This is a genomic window from Nocardia sp. NPDC024068, from assembly GCF_040638875.1.
In the GTDB taxonomy this organism is placed as follows: domain Bacteria; phylum Actinomycetota; class Actinomycetes; order Mycobacteriales; family Mycobacteriaceae; genus Nocardia.
Map to the genome: position 1 here is coordinate 63,009 of NZ_JBEZYU010000015.1, position 23,802 is coordinate 86,810.

At 68.6% G+C, this 23,802-nt stretch carries 13 protein-coding genes; 4 read left to right on the forward strand and 9 right to left on the reverse strand.

The features are described 5' to 3' along the window. Window positions 1-17 precede the first annotated feature (17 nt). Complete coding sequence (locus tag AB0F41_RS15325; protein WP_357424075.1) at window positions 18-884, reverse strand: isocitrate lyase/PEP mutase family protein; 867 nt, start codon at window positions 882-884, stop codon at window positions 18-20. A gap of 159 nt (window positions 885-1,043) precedes the next feature. On the opposite strand from AB0F41_RS15325, the gene AB0F41_RS15330 reads away from it, so the two are divergent. After that, a complete protein-coding gene (locus tag AB0F41_RS15330; RefSeq protein ID WP_357424077.1) occupies window positions 1,044-1,832 on the forward strand; it encodes an IclR family transcriptional regulator in 789 nt (262 codons plus the stop codon). Window positions 1,833-1,877: 45 nt separating this feature from the next. Here AB0F41_RS15330 and AB0F41_RS15335 read toward each other — a convergent pair whose 3' ends face one another. The 4 genes from AB0F41_RS15335 to AB0F41_RS15350 form a co-directional block, all read right to left on the reverse strand. Beyond that, window positions 1,878-2,903, reverse strand: a complete 1,026-nt coding sequence (locus tag AB0F41_RS15335) for a ketoacyl-ACP synthase III (protein ID WP_357424079.1) — start codon at window positions 2,901-2,903, stop codon at window positions 1,878-1,880. Continuing rightward, on the reverse strand, window positions 2,900-4,777 hold the full coding sequence (locus AB0F41_RS15340; RefSeq protein WP_357424081.1) for a ThiF family adenylyltransferase: 1,878 nt from the start codon (window positions 4,775-4,777) through the stop codon (window positions 2,900-2,902). Before AB0F41_RS15340 ends, AB0F41_RS15335 begins: the two co-directional genes overlap by 4 nt. A 234-nt stretch (window positions 4,778-5,011) precedes the next feature. Further along, window positions 5,012-13,105 carry an amidase family protein gene (locus AB0F41_RS15345; protein WP_357424083.1) on the reverse strand — a complete coding sequence of 2,698 codons (8,094 nt, stop codon included), beginning with the start codon at window positions 13,103-13,105 and terminating at the stop codon, window positions 5,012-5,014. Window positions 13,106-13,385: 280 nt separating this feature from the next. Beyond that, entirely contained in the window at window positions 13,386-14,291 is a 906-nt protein-coding gene (locus AB0F41_RS15350) for a helix-turn-helix transcriptional regulator (RefSeq protein ID WP_357424085.1), read from the reverse strand. 136 nt (window positions 14,292-14,427) lie between these two features. Here AB0F41_RS15350 and AB0F41_RS15355 point away from each other — a divergent pair, with 136 nt between their 5' ends. The 3 genes from AB0F41_RS15355 to AB0F41_RS15365 all read left to right on the forward strand — a co-directional run bounded on the left by AB0F41_RS15355 (window position 14,428) and on the right by AB0F41_RS15365 (window position 19,200). Then, window positions 14,428-15,333, forward strand: coding sequence for an MBL fold metallo-hydrolase (locus tag AB0F41_RS15355; RefSeq protein WP_357424087.1), 906 nt, complete (start codon window positions 14,428-14,430; stop codon window positions 15,331-15,333). A gap of 23 nt (window positions 15,334-15,356) precedes the next feature. Then, window positions 15,357-16,802 carry a carboxylesterase family protein gene (locus tag AB0F41_RS15360; protein ID WP_357424089.1) on the forward strand — a complete coding sequence of 482 codons (1,446 nt, stop codon included), beginning with the start codon at window positions 15,357-15,359 and terminating at the stop codon, window positions 16,800-16,802. Between the two features lie 853 nt (window positions 16,803-17,655). Beyond that, complete coding sequence (locus AB0F41_RS15365) at window positions 17,656-19,200, forward strand: alanine/glycine:cation symporter family protein (RefSeq protein ID WP_357424091.1); 1,545 nt, start codon at window positions 17,656-17,658, stop codon at window positions 19,198-19,200. 126 nt (window positions 19,201-19,326) lie between these two features. On the opposite strand, the gene AB0F41_RS15370 is transcribed toward AB0F41_RS15365, so the two are convergent. The 4 genes from AB0F41_RS15370 to AB0F41_RS15385 all read right to left on the reverse strand — a co-directional run bounded on the left by AB0F41_RS15370 (window position 19,327) and on the right by AB0F41_RS15385 (window position 23,530). Continuing rightward, entirely contained in the window at window positions 19,327-20,013 is a 687-nt protein-coding gene (locus AB0F41_RS15370) for a hypothetical protein (protein WP_357424093.1), read from the reverse strand. 78 nt (window positions 20,014-20,091) lie between these two features. Then, window positions 20,092-20,901, reverse strand: coding sequence for a hypothetical protein (locus AB0F41_RS15375; RefSeq protein WP_357424095.1), 810 nt, complete (start codon window positions 20,899-20,901; stop codon window positions 20,092-20,094). Window positions 20,902-21,048: 147 nt separating this feature from the next. Beyond that, entirely contained in the window at window positions 21,049-22,281 is a 1,233-nt protein-coding gene (locus AB0F41_RS15380) for a cytochrome P450 (protein ID WP_357424096.1), read from the reverse strand. 16 nt (window positions 22,282-22,297) lie between these two features. Further along, window positions 22,298-23,530 (reverse strand): cytochrome P450, encoded by a 1,233-nt coding sequence (locus AB0F41_RS15385; protein WP_357424098.1) that lies wholly within the window; start codon window positions 23,528-23,530, stop codon window positions 22,298-22,300. Between the last annotated feature and the right edge of the window lie 272 nt (window positions 23,531-23,802).

Genomic DNA, 23,802 nt, shown 5'->3' on the forward strand with positions numbered 1-23,802 from the left:
CGTGTAGCCCACGACGGTCACTGCTCCTTCGCGGGTAGGTACTTGTTCTGCATGGCCTCGACCTCGGGAAAACCGATCAGCTCGACGAACTCGTGGTGCTGGAGCGCGTCGGCGCTGACCTGGGCGGGGGCCTCGCCCGCGGCCAGGCGTTTCAGTGTCGCGCGGGCCGCCCCGGCGGCCGCCATCAGGACCTGGGTGGGCAGCAGGGCCAGCCGGACGCCGATCTGGTCGAGGATTTCGGGGGTGAAATCGCGTTCGGTCCAGGTGGAGGCGGTGAGGGTGGCCATGAGCGGGACGCCGACCTCCTCGTGGCAGCGCTGCCATTCCTCGACGGTCGTGAAGGTCTTGGTGACCGGCATGATCATGTCGGCGCCGGCTTCGACGTAGGCCTGGGCGCGGCGGATGGCGTCGTCACCGCGGGCGTCGGTGCGGGCGATCAGGAGGACGTCGTCGGGGATCGAATCGCGGACGGCGCGGATCTTGCCGGTGGCCTCGTCGACGGTGATCAGGTCGACGGGGTCGCCCACGCAGATGGGGCAGGACTTGGGGGAGACCTGGTCTTCCATGAACATGCCGCCGACGCCCGCGTCCACGAACTTGGTGGCGGTGCGGGCGGCGTTGACGGCGTTGCCATAGCCGGTGTCTATATCGGCGACCAGGGGCAGCTTCGAGGATTCGCGGATCGTGCGGACCGCCTGAAGGTTCTCGGTCTGGGTGTAGAGCTCGGCGTCGGGCAGGCCCAGGGCGGCCGAGACGGCGAAGCCCGAGGCGCACAAGGCGCTGAACCCGGCCTGTTCGGCGAGGCGGGCGGTGAGGCCGTCCCATACGCCGGGGGCGTAGACGAGTCCGTTGGACGTGAGGTCTTTCAAGGTCGGGCTGCGCACCAGTCCACTCTCCGTTTCGCAATGCGGAATGCGTTTCATTTCTCGATATGCAGACGGTAAGGTGGTCCCAGTCACAAAGTCAACCCCGATCGGCCGATGTGTTCGTAAGGTGGCGGCATCGATCGCACGAACCGTGGAAGCGAGTGAGTATCAGTGGCTGTGCCGGTGGAGTCCGAGGCGCCGGGAGGGCGCGATGTCGTGGGCGCCGTCCTCAAGGCATGCACGCTGCTCGGTCAGTTCAGCGCCGACCGGCCCGTCTGGACGCTGAACGACCTCACCACGGCCAGCGGGATGAACAAGACCACGGTTTTCCGCCTGATGGCCACACTTGTTCAGGCCGGGTGGGTGAACCGCACCGGCGAGGGCGCCTATCGGGTGGCGATGCCGGTGTTCGAGATCGGTTCCGCGGCGCTGGCGAAGCTCGATATACGTTCCGCGGCAAAGCCGTTCATGTCCGATCTGGCAACCACCTTCGGTAATACGGCGTACCTGATGGTGCCCGCGGAGCAGGGTGCGGTCTGCATCGACCTGCTCGAAGGGCGGAACTCGCTCGTTGTCGCCGGAATCAACGTCGGATCTGTCATGCCCTATCACGCCGCCGCGGGGCCGATCGTCATGCTCGCTCACTCGAAAGAGCTGCGAGACAGATGGATAAAGCCCGGACTGCCGGCGATCACCGAGCAGACCATCACCGACGTGAACCTGCTCGTCGAACATCTGGACGAGATCGAGGACGCCGGATATTCACTCAGCGTCTCCGATTACCTGCCAGGCGTTGCCGCGGTGGCGGCGCCGATCCTCGGGTCCGACGGCGCGGTGCTCGCATCGATCAGCGTGGGCGGCCGGGCCGAGGAGTTCGAAGGTGCCGCACTTGCCGCGAAGATCGAAAAGGTGTGTGCGGCCGGAGCCAGGATCACGAGAATCGTTCGAGCAATGCCACGCGGCTGAGCGGTCCTCGCATCGTCGGTAGGCCGATGTCGGCAACGGCCGGGGTCACGGGTGGCGCATGTACAGGGTTCCCCATTGGAATCCCGCGCCGATGGCCGAGAGAACGAAGGTATCGCCGGAGTTGATGCGTCCCTGTGACATGACCGTGTGCAGGGCCGTGAAAGCGCCGGCGGAACCGGTGTTGCCCAGCCGGTCCACGGTGACCGGCGCGCGATCCATCGACACGGCGATGCGGTCCATGGCAGCGGTGACTATCCGGAGATTGGCCTGGTGCAGGAAGAAATGATCCACCGCGTCCACCGTCGATCCCGCCCGGCGAACCGCATTCTCGATGCTGCGCGGCAACTGTTCGGTGGCCATCTCCCACACCGCGCGACCGTCCATGTGCAGATAGTGGTCACCCTCGGCCACGGTGCGCGCGCTGGCCGGCAGTCGTGAGCCGCCGGCGGGGATCTGCACGCTGTCCGAAAGTTCGGCGCCGAAATCCCATGACAAAAGGCCGGTTCCGGGCTCGGTGCCGCGGGTGAGGACAACCGCGACCGCCGCGTCGCCGAAGAAGACTCGCGTGGTGCGGTCGGCCGGGTCGGTGACGCGCGAGGCGCAGTCGGCCGCCACGACCAGCACGGTCCGTGCCGTGCTCTGTAGTAGATGGGCGGCCAGCAGCATCGCCTGCAGGCCGTTCGCGCAGGCGGCCTGGGTGATATCGATCGGCAGGGCGCGGCGGGCGCCGAGCCGGTCGGCGACCATCAGGGCCGTGGACGGCAGGATCTGATCGCCGGTGTAGGTGGCGATCAGAACTGCGTCCAGGTCTACGGCACGGACCCCGGATGCGGCGATCGCGTCCTCGGCGGCCGCGACGGCCATATCCGAGACTGCCAGCTCGGGTGAAAGGTGCCGCCTTTCGCGGATTCCGGTGTGCTCGACGATCCACTCGTCGCTGGTGTCCAGGGTCTCGGTGAGCTGCTGGTTGGAGATGACGGCCGGCGGCAGGTGCAGTCCGGTTCCGGCGATGGCGACCGGTACGGCCAGCGGGGTGTGCATCGAGAGCCGAGTGTCGGGCGGCGTTGTCACCGGGTCACTCCGCCCGGCACCGCGGTGTTGTGTTCCGGTGCGATGAGTTCGGCCAGGTCCACGTAGAAGCGCCCGGATTCGCATGCCAGTCCGAGCAGGATGCGGCGTGCGGCATCGGCCACCAGCGCGCCGCCCAATGCCACATCGGCGGCCAGCTGGGGCCAAGTGCTCAGCGTGACGCCGATCTGCCCGAAGGCCGCGGCGAGCTCCGGGCTGATCCGTTCGGGGTCTACCATTGCCAGCATCACCTCCGCGCGCTCGGCCGGAGTCAAATTGTCCAGTTCGGCGGAGCCGACGGCTCCCAGGCGGCCGTGCAGCAGCGGGCGGTCCGGCTCGAGATCGAACCGTTCGATATCGAGCATGCCGCGGTCGTTGCAGTCCATGACCACCGGGATGCGGCGCTCACGCGCGTATTCGCGGGCAGCGAGTTTGATTTTCGGGGTGTCGCATTCCTCGACCATGAGATCCAGGCCGTCGAAGAAACGATCGATGTTCTCCTCGGTCAGTCCGCCGGTGAAGATCTCGATATCCAGGTAGGGATCGACCTCGAACATCTGACGTGCGCTCAATACGGCTTTGTTGACCCCGAGGTGGTGCAGGCCGGCCCGCAACCGGTTCAGGTTCGACAAGCCCAGTTCGTCGAAGTCCGCGAGGCGGAAACGGCCCCCGATCCCGCCCGCGGCCAGGGTGAGCGCGGCGGAGTTGCCGACAGAGAGTCCGGCGATCCCGATCCGGCGGGCGAACAGCCGGCGCTGCTGGGGGCGCTGGATCTTCTCACGGTTCCGGTCGGTGCGCACCAGCCGGAATTCCTCGCACGGCAGGATGTGCACCAGTCGCCCGGACCACGGGTACCAGGCCCAGGTGCCGTAGGCCCATTGTTCGATACCGTCGAGCTGTTCGCGCACCGCGGCGGCCACATCATCCGGGGTGAACCGGCGGTGTGGTTCCCGGCAGCGAACCAACTCGTCGAGCTGCTCGCCGATGCTGTCGAACACCGACCGCACCCGGCCCGAATCCAGCAGTTCGGTCAGGGCGGCATAATCCTGTGCCCGCACCGGCTCGAAAAGCGTTGGCTGCCATGAGGTTTCGTCCGGGGTCGACACGCCACTCAGCCCGGCCGGTATCGGCCGCGCAGTCTCTGTGGCGGCGGAGGGGGTGATACCGCCGGCCTCGGTGGCGGTCAGGGTCGGGTGCCGAGGGAATTCCTCCGCCATCGACGCGACCAGTTCGGTGTATTCCCCGGCACCCGACGCGGGACGGTGCACGAGAATGATCACGTCCTCGGTGTACCGCTCCGTGTAGCGGCGGGTCCCCGGCACCGGTACGAACCCGAACCGGGCATGGAAGCTGTCCTGGCCATCGGCGGTGCCCGACGTGCCGATCATCAGACGTGCGCCGAGATGATGTGCGGCGCCGATGGCGACGGCGTTCAAGTACACGCCCAGCCCGAGCTTACGGGCTCGATGCTCGACCACCAGCCGGCTGTGTTCGAAAGTGTGGGCGGCGTCGACGCCCTCGGCCGCCAGAACCCGCTGGTACTGCTCGGCGCCCAGGTATTCCAGCGATTGGAACAGATGACCGGTGGCCGGAGTCGACAATCTGATATATCCCAGTGGCGGCCCGTCCGGATCCCGGCGGGCCAGGAAATGCCAAGCACCGTAATCCAACTGTTGATCGTCGGCGGAATCCTCGGCGACACCACCGAATGCCGGGCGCCGGCCTCGGTCGAACAGAATGCGGGCGCGCAACTCACGCAGGCCTACAAGGAGCTTCTCGTGATCATCGCCGGCCTCTGCCGGTATCCGGACCGCGCAGATATGCCAGCGAGAGCCATCGATATCGGTGGTTCCGGGCTCGGCGGGACGACTGGTCACGAGAGAACTCCTTGAAAGACGAGGCGCCGGATCGCAGTGTCGGAAGCGCTATTCGTGGTGAGGCGAATTCATCCTTCAATAAATCCGGGCCCGGCTCGCTTCGGCGGTCGAATTCGGCGCGGTCCGCACCACTTCAGGCGGGTGCAGCCCTGGCATCGGCCGCACGCCATCTGTCCGGGGCTGCCGCGGTGGCGCCGCAGATCTTGGGGCGAGACTGGTCGGTGGTTGCGTCGATCAGTGTGGGCGGCCGAGCAGAGCGCGCGCGACCGCGGGGTTCAGCTCCGAGGGTGGGCGGCGCACCGGCGCCGCCTGTTCGTAGGCGTAGGCCATCGCCAGCAGCGACGCCTCGGAGAATGCGGTGCCGACCAGGGTCATACCGTGGGGCTGCGCGGTGGCGGGATCGTATCCGATCGGCAGCGAGACCGCCGGATACCCGGCTTTCGGCGCCACCTGCCACGCGTTGGAGTGCGGAAAGACAATGGCGTCCAGCCGGTTCGCGATGAGCGCGGTGTCGATTACCGCGCGATACGTGGCGAGCTGGCGGTCGAGGCCGTCCCGGTACTTGCGGTAGGTGGCCGGATCGCCGAGATCGATCGCTTCGGCCTTCATCAGTACTTCCTGGCCGTACTCGATCGCACCGTCGCCGGCGTGGTCGATATTGAATCGGATCAGATCGGCCAACGTCTTGATCGGTGCGTCGGCCGGGAGGCGGGCGAGGTAACTCTCCAGTGCGGGCTTGAATTCGTACAGTGGGATCCGCTCGCCTCCGGGCGGGACCACGGAGACCGGTACGAGTTCGGCACCCTGCTCCCGGAGCACGGTGTGGGCTTCGGCGAGCTGGGCGAAGAGGGTCGAATCCTCGGCCACTCCGTAGACGGCATCGGGCGCGGTGATCGCTACTCCCAACCGCCTGCCACGCAACGCCTCTGTGGACAGCATTGCCGTGTAGTCGGTTCCGGCGAAGGTGGCACCGCGCGCGGTTGCGGGGTCGTCGGGGTCTGGGCCGGACAGAGCTGTCAACAGTGCTGCCGCGTCGGACACTGTCCGCGCGAGGGGGCCGGCGGTGTCCTGGGTGACCGAGATCGGCACGATACCGGTGCGGCTCACCAGGCCGACGGTTGGTTTCACGCCCACCAGCGAGTTGAACACCGCCGGGCAGATGATGGAACCGGCCGTCTCGGTGCCCACGGTGATCGCCGCGAGGCCCGCAGCCGCCGCGACGGCCGAACCGGTGCTCGAACCCATCGGATCCAGCTCGGTGCCATACGGGTTGAGGACCCGGCCGCCGAGCGCGCTGTATCCGCTCGGCATGCTGTCGGTGACGAAGTTTCCCAGCTCCCCCAGATTCGCCTTCCCGAGAATCACCGCCCCGGCTTCGCGAAGCCGGGCGACCAGAAACGAGTCTCGATCGGGATAGGAATCGCGCAGCGCCAGCGCGCCTGCCGTCGTCGGCATACCCGCGACGTCGATATTGTCTTTGACCAGGACCGGTATCCCGTGCAACGGCCCGCGAACCTGTCCGGCGCCGCGTTCGGCGTCGAGCCGGGCCGCGTCCCGCACCGCGTCCGGGTTCACCGCCCTGATCGCGTTCAACAGCGGGCCGGATCTGTCGAGGGTTTCGATCCGGCGCAGGTATGCACCGACCACGGCGACCGAATCGGTATGCCCCTGCTCCATCGCCCGGCGCAGCGCGGCCACGTCGGCGGTTTCCAGATCGATGGGGAACGAACCGGACCCCGCCGCCTGCTCCGGGGGGCCCGCCGCGTGCTCGCCCGTGGTGGTGTTCTCAGGGACGGCCGGTGCCGCCCGAGCTGCCCGCTCCTGGGAATTCGAGCCATCGAACGCGTTGGGCTGATCATCTCCGGGGCCGGAGGCGAACCACACCGCGCCCGGGGGGACATGGCGCTGTTTCAGTCCGGGCAGGATCGCCGGGGCCGGGACGGCAGGATCGAGCGGACCGTTTCTCGAGAGATTTGTCGCGAGGGGCTCGGTAGGGGGTCGCGGCACCGGGGCGCGGCGGTGGTGCTGCCTTCTCGATGCACCGGCTGCGCGGTCCTCGTTGTGCGGTGTGGACCCTGCCGCGGCCGTCCGTTGCCAGGGGGATGGCCGGGGGGCGGTATCGGCCGGCTCCTCTACCGATGATGTAGTCGAATCCTGCGCCGCGGCTGTGGTGGAATGATCGCTGCTCCCGCTCCACGGTGTATCCGCGGAGTTCTTCGTGCCGCTCGCGGCATCGCGCGGGGTCGCGTCGGGGGGCGTGGGAGTGGTTTCGGCCGGAGCCCGCACCGGTGGTGCCGCCACCGCGTAGGGGAGTGGTGTGCGCAGCCGCTCGGTGGCGGTGTGCTCGGTCTCCTGGGTGTGGTCGATACCCATCGCCAGCACCTCGGCCGGGAAGGCCTGGATCATCGCTGCCCGCTCGTGGGCGGTCAGCTCGGTGTTCCACCAGGCGACGAGATCGGTGCCGGGTGGACGCAGAGCCGGCGTGGTGAGCCATTCGGGGTCGGCCATCGCGTCGAGCTTGACCAGCGCGTTCGCCCACAGGAGACCTTCGGCGGCGAGGAACTGCCCGACCGATGGGTTCGATCCGACCAGTCGCCGGACCGCCCCCGCCAAGTCGGTCTCCTCCGTCCGGAAAATCAGTTCTCGGAGGATGTTCCCTGTCTCGCGGGAAATCCCGTGCCGCGCGACAGCGGGATCGATATGCCGGCCGAAAACGATATGAGCGAGCACATCGCTGAGCAGATATGCCGAGTACTGGCCGAAGTAGGTACCGAACCCACCCATCTGACCGAACAGGTGACGGAACCACTGGGACGGATAGAGGTTGCCGATCTCGGGTAGATGGACACCGGCCTCGGCGAGCACGTCCTGTTCGAACCGCGCGACGACCGTCCGGGCCTCCGCGCCCGCCGGGACCCGCGGTATCTGCTCGGGAGTCAGCGAACTCCAGGCCTTGTCGATATAGGCACCGGTCAGGCGGAAGACGGTGGTGGTGCCCCGGTACGCCGACAGCCATTTGTCGAGTTTCGCCAGGTCTTCCGGCGGCATCGGCCTCCCGGTCTCGTGATGCACCGCGAACCGGGGGAGCACCCGGGGGTGATTCCACAATTGCTGGAACACCTTGGCCACGAATTCGATCCAGCCGAAAACCAGATGACGTTCGGCCGGTTCATAGGGTCCCTCGCTCATCAGGAAGTGCAGGGCATGCCCGAACTCGTGGAACAGGGTGCTCACCTCGTTGGGAGCCAGCAGAGTCGGCATGCCGGCGATCGGCTTCTCGAGGTTGAGGTGCACACCCACCAGCGGCGGCCGTCCGCCGGGTGTATCTCTCAGCCGAATCGGGTCGGTCCATTCGCCGCCGTTCTTGCCGGCACGCGAGTACGGATCGAAATAGAAATCGGTCAGGTGGTTCCCGGTTTCGTCGGCGACCGCGAAGACTCGGACGTCCTCGTGCCAGACCGGCGGCTTTTCGGCCGCGGTGACCTCACTGATGGTCAACCCGAACAGATCCCCGGCGATGCCGAAAACGCCGTCCACGAGGATACAGTCGAGCTCGAAGAACTCACGCATACGCTGGCTGTCGAGCCCGACGCGTTGGGTGATGAGAGTCTCGACGGCCCGGCTCCGGTTCGACGGCCGGACCGCGTCTTCCCCGATCGCGGCGGCGAGAAGTGGGAGCTCCACCCGGGCCGCGGTGGCCGCCGCGGGCGCGATCTGATCCAGAATGTTTCCGACAGTGCGCACCGAATCGAAAATGCCCCCCGACAACACATAGTCGGCATAGTTCTCGTGACCCGTCATCCGGGCCCGCACTGCCAGAGCCCTGACTTGCCGGAGCACATTCGCCGAATTGTCGTGCGCGCCGCCGACGGCCAGACCCGCGACCTTCTCATAGAGCTCCCGGCTCAGCTCGGGGTCTTTCAAATAGGGCAGGTACGGATGCCAGATGGAGCTGGCTCCATTGGGTTTGGGCAGTGCGTATCCCCCGGCGGCGCCGGCGCGATCGCGGGCGCCGGCGATCTGCTCCGGTGTCAGACCGTCGAGCTTTTCGGCATCGGATACGCGGAGCACGAAATCCTTGGCCGCGTTCTCCTGATTATCCTTGTAAACGGTTTGCAGTTCCGACACTTCGCGGTCCAGCGCGGCGAGAGCGCGCCGGTCCTGGTCGGAGGCGAGGTAGGCGCCCGCGTCCACGAAGGCTTGATGCTTGCGCTCCAGGAATCCGCGGTCCCGCTCGCTGAGCTCGAAGTCATCGCGGTGTTCATGGAGGTAGGCGAAGATCGCCGCCAAACCCGGGTCGGTGAGCACCCGGCTCGTATGAGCCGCCTTCAACTCGGCGATCCTCGGCTCCAGCTGCGCGGTCGCGGTATCGCGGTCTACCGCGGCCTTCTCGCTGAACAGCGGTTTCACCGCACCCAGCAGCCGCCCCGAATCGATGAACGGGCGCAGGGTGTTCTCCGGGGTCCACGGTCCTGGATTGGCGACGATGGCTTCGATGGCGGCCGACTGCACCTCGATCGCGTCCTCGAACACGGGCAGGAAATATGCCGCCTCCATACGATCGAATGCGGGAGCCGCGGTGGGGTCCACCACTGCCGCGGACACCGGATTCGAAGCAGGGTCGAGGTCGTACGCCCGCTCGTCGTCTGCTTGTCGGTGGCTCGGCGGCGGAGACGTGGCCGGAACGTTCTGTTGTTCAAGGGCCGGCTCACGCCGCTTCTTCCCGGGTGCCGGGTCGCCGGTGCCGGCCTGGGCCCAGGGGACGGGGCGGGCGGTTTTCGCCGGTTTTCCCGGTGGTGGGGCGGGTGGGGCTGCGGGGCCGGTGGTGTGGTCGGGGATGCCGCTGAGGGGTGGGGCGTGGTCGAGGCTGTGCGGGTTGAGGCTCGGGCGCCGGGATGGGTCGGTGGGGGCGCCGGGGGTGGTGTCGTCGGGGCGTTTCGCGTAATGGCCCGGTAGCGGGGAGGTGTCGGTGGGTGCTGTGGCCGGGGTGGCGGGGAGGTGTGCGGGGGGTGCGGCCGAGAACCGTTGTGGCGGGGTGGCCCAGGGGGTCGCGGGGGGTTCGGCGTGTGGGTCGGATTCGCCGGGGGTTTCCTGGTCGGGGTCGTAGGGCTGGAAGCGGAGGCGCTCGGCGGGGATCCTGGGGCGTGATTCCGAGAGTTCTCGGGGCAGGACCGTTTCTCGGTTCGTGTCGTCGTCTTCGGTGTGGGGGACGCCGGGGATCTGGATGTAGTCGCCTTGGGTGCGCTCGTATTCCGGGGGCAATTCCATCGGGTAGGTGGTGCCGTATTCGCCGGGGTCGGGGATGAGGCTCGGGCGGGGCATGGTCACGAGTGGGCCGGGGGGCCGGGGGCGGAATTCCTCGGGTTCGGGGGGCTGTTCGTCGAACCCGGTGGTGCCCATGGCCGCGCCCCGGGTGGCGGTCGCGGGGGTGTCCGCAGGGCTGGTGGCGGCGGGCGCGCGGACGCCGGGGGTCGGATCGGCGGATACCGCGGATTTCGGGGTGGTGGTCGCGGTTTCCGGACTGCCGGAATCGGGGTGCGGTGCGGGCGCTGCGGCGGATCCGGCATCGTCGCGCGAGCCTGTTACCGCGGGCGGCTCAGCGGAGCGGTTCGGCGGTTGGGCGGCCCGGCCTGTCGAAGGCTCGTCGGCTATGGGCCCGGCGAACCGGTCGGCGGAGGCGGTCAGTCGATTCGGAGTGGTTTCGGCGACCGGGCCCGCCGACTTATCGGCCGGCTGATTCGCTCTCGGTTCGGTGGCTCGATGCGCCGGTTGGGTTGCTGGGTTCGCGGCCGCTTCCGGGGCAGTGACCGGGCCGAGGTCCGCTGATACCGGTGCCGAGGGTCGGTCGAACATCCGGGCCAGGTCTGCGAACGCTGCCTCGGTTGCCGGGTTCAAGGGCGCCGCTTCGGGATCGGGGGGCGGGGCCGCGTCTCGTTCCAAGAGGGCGGTGGCGCCTTCTGGGAGGTTGCCGAGTGGGTCCCAGGGCACGTCGAGGCCGGGGCGGAGTCCGTCGGGGCCGCCGGGTTCCGCGCCGTTGAGTGGGAGTACGGGTCGGCCGTCGATGAATTCGACTCCGTTGGTGATGACGACCTCGGGTAGTCCGGTGAGCCAGGTGCCGAGGGCGTCGGGGTCGTGGGTGACTCGGTCGGGGCCGATTCGGCGGCCTGTGCCGTCGACCGGGTGTTCGCGGATCCAGCCTTGGGAGGAGATATCGCGGACGATGTTGCCGACGCGTTCGTGGATTATGGTGTGCCCGGCTTCGGTTTTGGTGACGGTGAAGGCGTGCGCACCGTGTTTCATCTGGATCGCCGCGGCGACGTGCCGGGAGTCGGCGCCGGTGCGGATATCCTCGACGAGCGCGCGGGGTGTGTCCCAGCCGCCGGGTCGCATATCGCCGCCGAGTGATTTCACATAGTTCACCACCTCGACACCGCGGGCGGCTGCGGTGGTCGGCAGGGCGGACGGGTCGACGCCGCTGTAGCCGGTTTTCTGGTATGTGTCGGCGACGGCCTCAGGGGCGCAATACATTTCGCCGGGTGTGTAGCTCTCGGGTGCGGCGGGGCCGTTCCAGGCGCCGTCACCATAGCTCGGTGGGGGGCTGTCGGTGCTTCCAGGCGGGGGATTTGTGTCCCCGCCGCCGTCCGGCGCCGCGTAGGTGGATACGTCGGGCGCCGGGCCCGGCGGCCCGGCATCACCGACCGGTCCGGCCGGGGCGTCGGGAGCGGATATCGCAGGGCGCATCGCAGACCCGTCACCGATGCCTTCGGGGGCGGCCGCTACCGGTCGCGACGGTGTGTTCGAGGAGTCCAGCGAGATCCGTGGTGGGGCGGAGTCGGGGGTCGCGGCCACGGGCGCGGTAACGCGAACCGGTCTTGCTTCCGGCGCGGATACGCCACCGGCGGGTGGGTGAGCCGTTCCGGGCGCGGGTGTGGGTGTGGGGTGTGCCGTTGCGGGTGTCGGGCCGGTGGCTGTGGCTGGGCTTCGGTTTGTGGTGGAGGTGGCTGGTTGGGTGCCGGGGTCTTTCGGTGCGGTGCCGGTGTTGGCTTCGGTGGCGGGGCCCGCAGGGCGGGTGGTGCCGCGTTGTTCGGCGATGAAGGCGTCGGCGGCGTTGCGGGCCGGGCCGTCCGGGAACGCGGCCGGGTCGATATCGATAGTGCGGAATACTTCGTCGACCCCGCCGGCGAGGTCGCGGGGAACTTCTTGGCCTCGTGCCATATCCGTGCTGGACAGGTCCCGGGGTGGGGGCGCGTGACCGTCGCCGGTCGCGGTGACCGGCCGGAGTGGGCCGTCCGGGATGGTGGCGGTCGCCAGCCGGCCTACTGGTCGCGGGCCCCGGGCGGGGACGCCGGTTATCGCGGTATCGGTGGTCGGCGGGGCGGCGCGTCCGGCGGCGCGGGCGGCATGTAGTGAGGAGCTCACCGCCGTGACCAGTCCGGACCCGAAGCCTGTCGCCGCCATGTTCATCAGGTCCCGGCCGCGTAGTTGCCCGCCGGTGACCGCCCACGCCGCGATCCCGCCCGCCAGCCCGCCGGAGATACCGCCGAAGGCGCCGGCGGCCAGCGTCGCCAGCACCTGCCTGCGCATCCGCGCCGCTCTGGACGCGGTGTTCAGGCCGCGGCGGGTCACCGCGGCCGCGGCGGCGCGGCCGGCCGAGGCGCCCACCACGCCACCGACTCCGCCGGCCAGCACGGCGACTCCGACTTCGCCCCACGCGATTTTGTCGCGGTGTCCTTCGGCGACCTGCAGGCGTTGGGCTCCGTAGTTGACGCCGCCGCCGATGCCCATCCCGAGCGCGGCCGCGCCGAGGGTCATCGACAGGCGCGGGAACCGCACAATCCATCTGGCGAGGATCTGCGCCATCCAGGTCAGCATGTTGCGCCAGCCCAGGACGACGGCTTCTTTGGCGGCGAGTCGTTGCGCGAGCCCGATCACCGACCCGCCGGCGGCGAACATGACCAGCGACGCGGTGAGCTGGACGGTCAACGCGATGGCGATCCCTACCGCCAGGTATTGCTGGAATTCGAGGGCGTTGGCGGCTTCGTAGATTTTGCGGGCGAGTGTGTCGAGGCCTTCGGAGACCGCGCGCATGTCGGCGGCGTTGCGTGTCAGCAGTTCTTCCAGCGCCGCACTGGTTTCGCTGTCCATCGACGCGCGGACGGTGTCGAGGGTGAACTGGTCGAGTTCGCGGGAGCGGCGGGCCAGATTGTCCGCCGCCGCTGACAGGTAGTCGGCGCAGCGTCGCATCGCCTCCGGGTCGCCCACCGGGATATGACCGATGACGAGGTCGGCGACCCAGGGCGGGATACCGTCCGGAAGCTGGACCGTCACTACGGATCCGACCGCCCGCGCGCCTTCTCGACCACCAGCCGACCCAACACCCTCGCCGGCCCACAAGCCCGATCACCGAGTAACTCGACTCGTGGTGATTGCGCCATCCGACCGTCCTCAGTGCCTGTCTCTCGCCCGAAGATCAATTGTCTCGGGTCGCACCCTCGGAGCCGATGCTTGAACCCTCAACTGTGGGAAGTTGTGCGTAGTGCGGCGCGGGGACGACAGGCGCCGGCACCGCCCGGAATCGCGGTCCGGGGCGGCCGCGTGGGAGTGCTGCTCAGGACGGCTTTCCGGTCGACGGGGCCCGCTCGGGCACCGTCGGCGACGCCGGGCCGGGACTCATCCGCCGGAGCAGGATGAGCGCTTCCCCGGACGGGGAACCGGCGGGCGTGGTGCACAGGACCAGCGCCTGTTCCGGCGAGCGGGCGATCGAGAGCGTCTGCTGGGTCACCGTCATCGTGCCGACGGCCGGATGACGCAGTTCATAGGATGCTCCGTCGCAGGGTTTCACGCGATGGTCTCGCCACAGTGTGACGAATTCCGGGCTCTTCATCGTCAGCTCGCCGATCAGTTCCGCCAGCTGCGGGTCGTCCGGAAATTTGCCGACGGCGACGCGCAGGCTGCCGACGACCGTGCGGACCTTGCGCTTCCAGTCGGTGTACAGGTCGCGGCAGTGCGGGTCCAGGAACAGCATGCGAGCGATATTCGGCCGCCGGGCCGGATCGTCGGGATCGTGGAAATCCAGGTGACCTGCCAGCAGTGCGTGCCCGAGGGTGTTCCACGCCAGTACATCCGTGCGGCGGCCGAGGACCATCGCGGGGATGTCCTCGACCGCGCCGAGTAGTTCCCGGGTCTCCGCGGCGACCTTCTCGGGCCGGGAGCGGCGAGCCCGGGGTGCGCGGCGGGCGGCGTCGGCGAGACGGTCGAGATGCGCGCGTTCGTGTTTGTCGAGCAGCAGGGCGCGGGCGATCGCGCCGAGCACTTCCGCCGACGCCGCGCGGGACTGGCCCTGTTCGAGCCGCGCGTAGTAGGAGACGCTGACGCCGGCCAGCTGAGCCAGTTCCTCGCGCCGCAACCCGGCCACCCGCCGGCGCGGGCCGAGGTCCCGCAGGCCGACGTCCTCGGGGCGCAGCCGCGCCCTTCTGGCCTGCAGGAAATCGCCCAGTGGGCCGGGTCCGTCCATCACCCCAGTATGAGATCGCGGCCCAGACGCAGCCACACCCTGCCAGGGGTACGACGAACCGGCAGTGGTTCGTTGCTGTCCGCGCGTCCAGGCTCGGTGACGTCCGGCCCCGAACCACCGACCCGAGGACGACCAGATGGAACAGATCACCCTGGGCGACGTCACCGTCACCCGTATCGAGGAGTATTACGGCACCGTCGAGATGACGCCGGACGAGTTCTTCCCGGGCAGCCCCGCGGGCGCCTGGGACGAGCACCGGGACTGGCTCGCGCCGGATTTCTGGGATACCGAGACCGGTGAGTGCCGCTCGGCGATCCAGTCGTGGCTGCTGCGCAGCGAGGGACGCACGATTCTCGTCGACACCGGCGTCGGCAACCACAAAGAGCGGCCCTACGCCCCGGTGTGGAGCCGGCTGACCACCGGCTACCTCGACAATCTCGCAGCCGCCGGGGTGCGGCCGGAGGATGTCGATCTCGTGGTCAACACCCATCTGCATATCGACCACGTCGGCTGGAACACCCGGCTCGACGGCCGCACCTGGGTGCCGACCTTCCCGAACGCCACCTACCTGATGCCGCAGCGGGACTTCGAATTCTGGAACCCGGCCAACGACAACGATCCGGTGCTCGGCCGCGGTAACCAGAACGTCTTCGAGGACAGCGTCGCGCCGGTCCACGAGGCCGGCCTGACGCAGTTGTGGGAGGGCGGCCACCGGATCGACAAGAACCTGCGGCTGGACCCGGCGCCCGGACATACGCCCGGATCCTCGGTGCTCGTGCTGGAGTCACGCGGTGACCGGGCATTGTTCGTCGGCGATCTCGTCCACACCGCCCTGCAGATCGTGGAACCCGATACCAACTCCTGCTTCTGCGAGGACCCGGCCCAGTCGCGGGCGACCCGCCACACACTGCTGGGCCACGCCGCCGACACCAACGCGCTCGTGTTCCCCGCGCATTTCGGCGGCCGCGGCGCCGCGCAGGTACAGCGCAACGGGTCCAAATTCGCGATCAGGGACTGGGCGGGTTTCTCCCGCGTCTCGTAACGGCCCCACCCAGGAGATCGATCATGCCCCAGCACTCGTACCCGGTCGTCGAAACGCCCGCGGGCGCAGTCCGCGGAATCCGTGACGAAGCCGGCGAACTCTATCGCGGTATCCCGTATGCGGCGGCCCCGATCGGTGCCGGTCGCTTCGCCCGCCCGGAACCACATCCCGGCTGGTCCGGCGTCCGTGACGGCACCCGGCCCGCGCCGACGGCGCCCCAGCCCACCCGCGATTTCGGCCTTCTCGATATGACCCCATACTTCGGCCCCGGCTGGATCCCGGGGGCGGAGTACCTGACCGTCGATATCCGCACCCCGGCCGCCGACACGGGCGCGCGGCCCGTGATGGTCTTCGTGCACGGCGGCGGATTCGTCACCGGTTCGACCCGTGCCGCTCTCTACGACGGCCGCGCGTTCGCCCGCGACGGCGTGGTTCTCGTGACCGTCGGCTACCGGCTCGGCATCCCCGGATTCCTCGACCTGGCGGACGCACCCGCCAACCGTGGACTGCTCGATGTGCTCGCCGCGCTCGGCTGGGTGCGCGACACGATCGCGTCGTTCGGCGGCGACCCGGGCGCGGTGACCGTCTTCGGCCAATCCGCGGGCGCCACGCTCATCGCGGCCCTGCTCGCGACACCGGCGGCGAAAAGCCTGTTCCGGCGGGCGATAGTCCAGAGCGGCAGCGGAACCGGTGCCTTTACCCCGGAACAGGCGCGGCGGGTCACCGCGGCCGCCGCGGGTGCGCTGGGGGTCGCACCGACCGCGGCGGAGTTCGCCGGTATCCCGGACGAGCGATTCCTGGAGATCCTGCCCGCGCTCTCCGGAATCGACCTGCGTACCGACGACGCGACGGACCCGCTGGCCGGACTCAGTGCGTTCGCCCCGGTGCTCCCGACCCAGCCCGCCGACGATCTCGCCGCCGGGCCGGCCGCCGATATCGATTTGCTCATCGGCACGAACACCGAGGAAGGGCACCTGTACCTGGTGCCGCAGGGCAGCCTGGAAACCTCCACCGACGCAGACGTGTGCGAACTCGCCGGGCGGGTCCACCCGGACCCGGCGGCCGCGATCGCCGCATGCCGGGCCGGGAACCCGGCCGCCACGCCCGGAGAGCTACGATCCGCCGTCCTCGGAGAAGCCCTGTTCGGGGCGGGTACCACGCGGCTGACGCAGGCGCATGCGCGGATTTCGGGTGGTCGCACGTATGCCTACTCGTTCGCCCATCGATCGACGGCTCTCGGCGGGCGGCTCGGCGCGGCCCATACCGTCGAACTCCCCTTCGTATTCGATATCGCCGACGAACCCTGGTTGCACGGCGAGACCGGTCTGCTCGGCCCTGTCCCTGCCCCGGCCGATCTGGCCGGCAGAATGCACCGCGCCTGGGTCGCCTTCGCCCGCAACGGGACTCCGGGCTGGGCGGCCTACGGCCAGGGACGACCGAACGTGGAAGTCTTCCGGGATCGACGCTGAGTGCGGTGTGGTGGTGGCCCTTATCAGGTGCCACGCCGTCGGGTCCGGGGGCGAGGCGTAGGCTGAGGTGGTCCGCGCCGCGGGCGGTGATCGGCCTGCGGTCCGCCTGGTCGCCCACACCGATCCGTCCGGATCGAGTCAGGACGTGGATATGGCGCGACCGAACGTTTACTTCCTCGCCCGGGGGCACCGGGCGCCGCGGTGGGCGGACACGCGGCCAGGGGGATACCGAACGCAGCACCCGACGCGGATAGAGATCCGGAACAGATCGGCCGAGCCGGGTGCGTCGCACCCGGTACCGGCCGAACACCACCGGCGGCGGCCGGGTGGCAACCCCGGCCGAAACCTCCGGCGCACCGAGCCGTGCGCCTCCTCCCGGAAAGAGACCGACACCATCGACGATTCGACGAAAGAACGATCTGTGCACACCAGCGGAACCGACTTGTTCAGCAATCCCGAAACCACCGAGCGCAGCCCCGCGCCGGAGACCCGGACCGATTACCGGCCGGTGTTCCTGACCGCCACGAACCATGCGCGGTCGGCCGACACGGAGCCCCGAGAGGCCGGCACCGCGCACTGAGGGTGCGAGTCCGCCCCGCCCTCGGGCGGGGCGCGCCGCGCGAGAACCGTTTCACCACCTGAACGTGTTCCGTCCCGGGGACCGGTCGTGCCGCCGGCCGAGGACGCCGCCGGTGATGCCTGGCCCGTGGAGGAACCGGTCGCCGGCGCGGTGATGTGGAACCAGGCCGCGGACCGGTCGAGATCTCTTACACGGGTGTCACCGAACGGTCATTCCTGACATGGTCACGTATGCGACCATGCGGATCGACGCAGATTCGAAGGAGTATCCGTTTTGGCAGAGTTTCTCGATACGGTCAATGGTTACGTATGGAGCGACGCGCTGGTCTACCTGTGCCTGGCGGCGGGTATCTATTTCTCGGTGCGGTCCCGGTTCCTGCAGTTGCGTCAGGTGCCGGAGATGATCCGATTGATGGTGAAGGGGGAGAAATCCGCGTCGGGGGTTTCGTCGTTCCAGGCACTGGCCATATCGCTGTCCGGGCGGATCGGAACCGGGAATATCGCCGGTGTCGCGACCGCCATCGCGTTCGGCGGGCCGGGAGCGATGTTCTGGATGTGGGCGATGGCCTTTCTCGGGGCCTCGACATCGTTCGTGGAGTGCACCCTCGGCCAGATCTACAAGACCCGTGATCGGATCACCGGCGAATACCGTGGTGGACCGGCGTATTACCTGAGCAGGGCGATGGCGCATACCAAGGCGGCCCCGGCGTTCAAGGTCTACGGGTTCCTCTTCGCGGGGGTCACCGTGCTCTCCTGCGGTGTGCTGCTGCCCGGGGTGCAGTCCAACTCCATGGTGTCGGCGATGCAGCAGGCGTGGGAGATATCGGAGTGGGTGGGGGCGGCCGGTGCGGCGCTGGTGCTGGCGGTGGTCATCGTCGGCGGTGTCAAACGGATCGCGGCCTTCGCGTCGGTGGTCGTGCCGTTCATGGCCGTGGGCTACATGCTGGTCGCCCTGATCGTCGTCGTGGTCGACGCCGGCGAAATACCTTCGGTTCTCACCACGATTTTCGGGGCCGCCTTCGGTACGGGCGCGGCATTCGGCGCGATCATCGGCGCGGCGGTGATGTGGGGTGTCAAACGCGGTATCTACTCCAACGAGGCGGGGCAGGGCAACGGTCCGCACGCCGCGGCCGCCGCCGAGGTTTCGCACCCGGCGAAACAAGGATTCGTCCAGGCCTTCGCGGTCTACTTCGATACGCTGTTCGTCTGTAGCGCAACAGGTTTCCTGATCCTGTCCACCGGCGCCTACCGAGTCTTCGAAGGCGGGACCGCCGATGGGGCCACCCTCGCCGACGGCGGCGCCCTACCCTCCGATGTCGCCGTCGGACCCAGCTTCGTCCAGGTCGGCTTCGATACGCTCTGGAGCGGCGCCGGATCGACCTTCGTCGCGGTATCGCTGGCGTTCTTCTGCCTGACCACGATCATCGCCTACTACTACATCGCGGAAACCAATCTGCGCTTCCTGCTCGACAAGTACGGCACCGCGACGATTCCGTTCCTCCGCCGGTCGGCCGGGTGGAGTGCGACGGTTGTGCTGCAGGCGCTCATCCTGATGTCGGTGGTGGTCGGCGCGGTATCGACCGCGGCGGAAGCCTGGGCGCTGGGCGATATCGGGGTCGGGCTGATGGCCTGGCTCAATATCGTCGGGATTCTCATCCTGCAGCAGCCCGCGTACAAGGCGCTGCGCGACTACGAGAAGCAGCAGCGAGCCGGGGTGGATCCGGTGTTCGATCCGAAATCGCTGGGGATCGCCGGCGCCACCTTCTGGGAGAGCTACGAACAGTCCAGCGATAAGGAACGGGCGCCGGCCCGAGCGTAGGTCCGCACCGGATCGCCCGGGAAAATACGTGCCCGGGCGGACGCTCCGCTCGCCGGATTGCGCGGTGCGGCTATCCAGGCCGCGCTCAGGGCGCCACCGGACGAATGGTGCTGTCTTGCTCAGCGGTCACTTCTTGCGGCTGTCCCAGGAAACGTGGAACCAGCCGTCGAAAGAACGCAGCAGAGCCAGCTGGGCCGCCGCCAGCCGCCAGTCCACCTCGGGTGCGCGCAGCTCCAGCCGGTCCATCAGGGGTCTGAAATCCAGGAGCAGCCGGCCGTCCCCACGCCATTTGACGCGCCGAGGGGAACGGGGGACGTCGCCGTTCTGGAACATGGCGGCAACAACGACGAAGGGCAACAGCGGAAAGAGCAGCCAGCACATCGGCCACCAGAGGATCCGGCCTTTGTAGCCCACCGCTTCACCGCCGTCGGCCCGGCGCATCGTCCAGCGGGTGCGTACGCCCTTGCCTCTGAAGGCTTTCTCTCGTACGAGCGTGCCGATGACTGCCCCGTGTGCGTCGAGGACCTGATACGTCGCTACTCCGCGGTCCGCTGACCTGGTCAGCAGGGTGGCGACCCGGTGGGTACGGTGCTCGTCGGCCCACAGGACGAACGAGCGGGCCCCGGTTTTGCGTGCCGCGAGGTAGTCGGGGATTCCGCCGGGCGGCAGCTCGCGTTCCACATACGCGACCGTCCGGGGCGTCCGGGATTCGTCGACGAGATCGATCGTGTTCCGGACGACCACGGGCGCGCCCGCACGCTCCAGGTCCGTGAGCATCACGGGCGGAATCCTCATGGTCAGATGGGTTGTCACCCGGCATGCTCCTTCGTGCTGTTTTCCGGTAGACGTGCGGAAGGCCGCCCCGGTGCGGGACCGCTGCCCGACCGGCGGTCAGGCGCCGCCTTCGACGGTGACTGTGAGGGCGGCGGGACCCAGGCCGGGCGCGGCGGTTCGTGCCAGTTCGCGGGCGGCATCCGGGTCCGTTGTTTTCGCCACGACAATCCGCGCGGAGGCGGGTTCCAGAACTGCACCGGAGACCGGATACTCGGCGACCACCGCCTCATACGCGGCGATCGCGTCGGTCGGCCGCGCGCCGTTGGCATCGGTTCGGACGCGGATGCCGCCCCGCGCGCCGCGCCGCGTGAGCACCTCGACCGAGGTCACATCCGACAGGGGCCGGTGGGGGCCGGTGCCGCCGGTCAGATTGTCGAACGCCGCCATCGCTGCGGCGGAATCAACCGCGGTGACCTCGACCTGCCAGCGGTAGCCGATCTTCGACACCGACCGGTGGATATCGCCTTCCGGCACGAGTTGGTCCGCCGCGAGCGATCGCCACAGCGCCATGACCTCGCGGGTACGTGTCTCGTCCGCGTCGACGGTGACGGTGAAGCCGCCCGCGGCTATCCGCCCGGTGACCGAGCCGTGGCGCGCGACATAGTCTCTCAGCTCGTATGCCCGCTCGACCACCCGGTCGGGCGGGGTGCCGTCCGCGAGGACGAGTACTCCGGTCGCCAGTCCGGCGAAGGGCAGGGTGTTGTAGCCCTTGACCTCGACCTTCTCGACGTCCGGTTTGCCGGCCCAGTGCTTTTCGAAATCCGCGGCGAGGGCGGTGCCCTTGTCGATCGCACAGCCCGAGCACAGCGGCAGGGCGAGGACGAACGCGATGATCGGTATCGACCACCGCGCGGCGCGGCTTCTCACTGCTGGCTCCTCGGCGGCGGGTGGGCAGGCCGGAGCGGATCGAACTCCGGCCGGGCCTGCAGTAGTCGTGACCGACGTAGCTTACGGCGCCGTTCACCAGTGGGAAGCGCTCCGGATCGCCAACATGCAGGTCGGCGGCCCGGTGCGTCAGCGGGTCTGGTTCAGGTACACCGGCAGATGACGGTGGCCGTTGGAGATGAAACTCGCCACCGAGCCCAGTTCCTCCGGCGGCACCGCGAGTGCCATCTCGGGGAAGCGTTCGAAAACGGCCGGTAGGGCCACCGTCGCCTCCAGTCTGGCCAGCGGTGCGCCCAGACAGTGGTGGGCGCCGTAGCCGAAGGCGAGATGGTCCTTGACCGGGCGGGCGGGATCGAACTCGTCGGCGGTGGCGCCGTGAACGTTCGGATCGCGGTTCGCGGCGGCGTAGCCGGCGAGGATCGGATCGCCGCGGGTGATCGCGACACCGCCCACCGTCAGGTCCTGCACGGCGAACCGGAGCGGGACATGCGCCAGCGGGGCCTCGAAACGCAGCACCTCTTCGATCAGGTCGGGCCACGAGATACGGCCGGCGGCCAGGCCGGCAAGGTGCCGGGGCTGCACGAGCAGCTGAAAGACGGCCTGGTCGAGCAGGTTCACCGTGGTCTCGTGACCCGCGCCGATCACCAGCATCAAGGTATCGGCCAGTTCCTTTTCGCCGAGCGCGGTTTCGGGATCATCGGAGGCGGCGACCAGCAGGCTGGTCATATCATCGCCCGGGTTCTCCCGGCGATAGGCGATCAAGGCGTACATCAGCGCGTACAGGTCCGCGTAGTTCTCCTGGGACTGCTCGGGTGACAGGGAGGTATCGAAAACCCCGTCCACGCATTTCCGCAGATTCGCGTGCATATGTCCCGGTACGCCCATCAGCTCGCAGATCACCCGGATGGGTAGCGGGTAGGCCAGCTGTTCCCGCAGGTCCACGACCGTGCCGGGCGGTATCGCGGCGAGCGCGCCGAGCAGGTCCTCGGTGATCTCGGCGATCCTGGGTTTCAGGGCGGTGGTGCGCCGATGGGTGAACGCGGGTGCGACGATCCGGCGTAGCCGGCGGTGATCGTCGCCGTAGGCGGTGAACATGTTCTGCACCGCGACCCAGGGGGTCAGCGGCCAGTCGGCGGGGATCTCACCGTTACGGAAGGCCGGCCAGTGCTGCGCGGCGTTCTTGGAGACCTCCGGCCCGGCCAGCAGCTCTTTGAGCAGTGCCGCATCGGTGACCGACCAGGCGTGTACCCCGCCCGGGAGTTCGACGGCGGCCACCGGACCCAGGTCCCGGAGCCGGGCACTCTCGGCCTGGATATCCGCGCCCGCCGGGTCGAGAACTACCGGGGTGATGTGCTTTTCCATCGAGAACTCCTCGTGACTACCCGAAGCCGCCGATCGGCGGGCTCGGCGGAAACTCGACCGGCAGCGACACCAGGGCCCGGTAGAACGGGTCGGGCCGCCACTGCAATTCCGGCTGCGGGACCCCCAGCGCGAGTTCCGGCAGCGCGTCGAGGAGCTGGTCGATGGCATCCTGCACGATCAGCATGGCCGGCGACTGGGCCGGACAGGCATGCGGACCCAGACCGAACGCCAGATGAGACCGGTTGTCGATGATCTCACCGCGGCGGATGGCGGGGTCGTTGTTGCAGGCGGCCATGCTGATCACCACCGGCTGATGAGCCGGGAGCCAGGTCCGGTCCACCAGGATGGGCTGGCGTGGATAGCTGATGCAGAAGTTCGCCATCGGCGGATCGTTGAACAGCACATCGTCGAGCGCGTCCCGCGTCGACAGGCTGCCGTCGAGTACGGTCGCCGCGAACCGGTCGTCGGTCAGCATCAGCAGCAGAGTGTTCACGATCAGATCCTGCGGCGGTTCGAGCCCCGCCCCGTACAGCAGCACCAACTGCTGCATCATCTCCTCGTCGTCCAACCCCGCTTCGTGCTGTACGAGCCGGCTGGTGACATCGTCGCCCGGTGCGGCCCGTTTGCGGTGGACGAGTTCCAGCAGGGCGTCGGCCAGCATCGCGTTACCGGCGGCGGCGTCGTCCATCCCGAAGATCAACGCCATACCTTCCGACGCCCGCTGTCCGATCTCCGGCGGCACGCCCAGCATGGCGCTGAGCGAAGCGAAGACGAGCGGTTGCGCGTACTGGCTGAGCACATCGCAGTAGCCGGTCTCGCAGAACGAATTGATCAGCGGGACCGCGAGCTCCTCGACGGTCGCGTGCAACCGGTGCATATCGACGCCGCCCAGTGCGTCCGCCACGGCCGAGCGGTACCGAACGTGCTCGGAGCCCGCGCTTCGAATGGGATTGGGCCGGTACTCCAGCATCGGCAGTACCGGGCAGTCGGCGGGCACGGTGCGCTGCCAGTTCCGTGGGTCGGCGGGGAAATGTTCCGGATCGTTGAAGATTCGTAGCGCGGCGTGATAGCCGATCACCAGGGTGGCCGGTATCCCGGGCGCCAGCTCTACGGGGGCCAGCGATCCGTAGCGGTGGCGCATCTCGCGGTAGTGCGACGGCGGGTCCGCCGCGAATTCCGGCGAATACAGGGCGGTTCGCGGTCCGGCGAAATCGCCGGGCATCATGGTCGACTGAGCGTGCCTGTCCATCTTCCAGGTCCCCCGGGTTCCAGATGGTTGTCTCGGCGCTGGTCGTAACGACCACCGACTGATCTCGTGACTCCGCTCTCGGACTATAGTGCCGCCTTGCGAGTCCCGCAGCACCACAACCATATTCAGTGGCCGCAGCGTGAAACAGGTGGCCTCGATATAGTCCGCCGCGGCCGCGCGGGTCGGCCACATGTGGGTGGCATGCGGGCCGGGCGAATTCGGATGTGTCAGCGCGACATCCATTCCAACCTCCACTGTCGGGTGTCGGCACA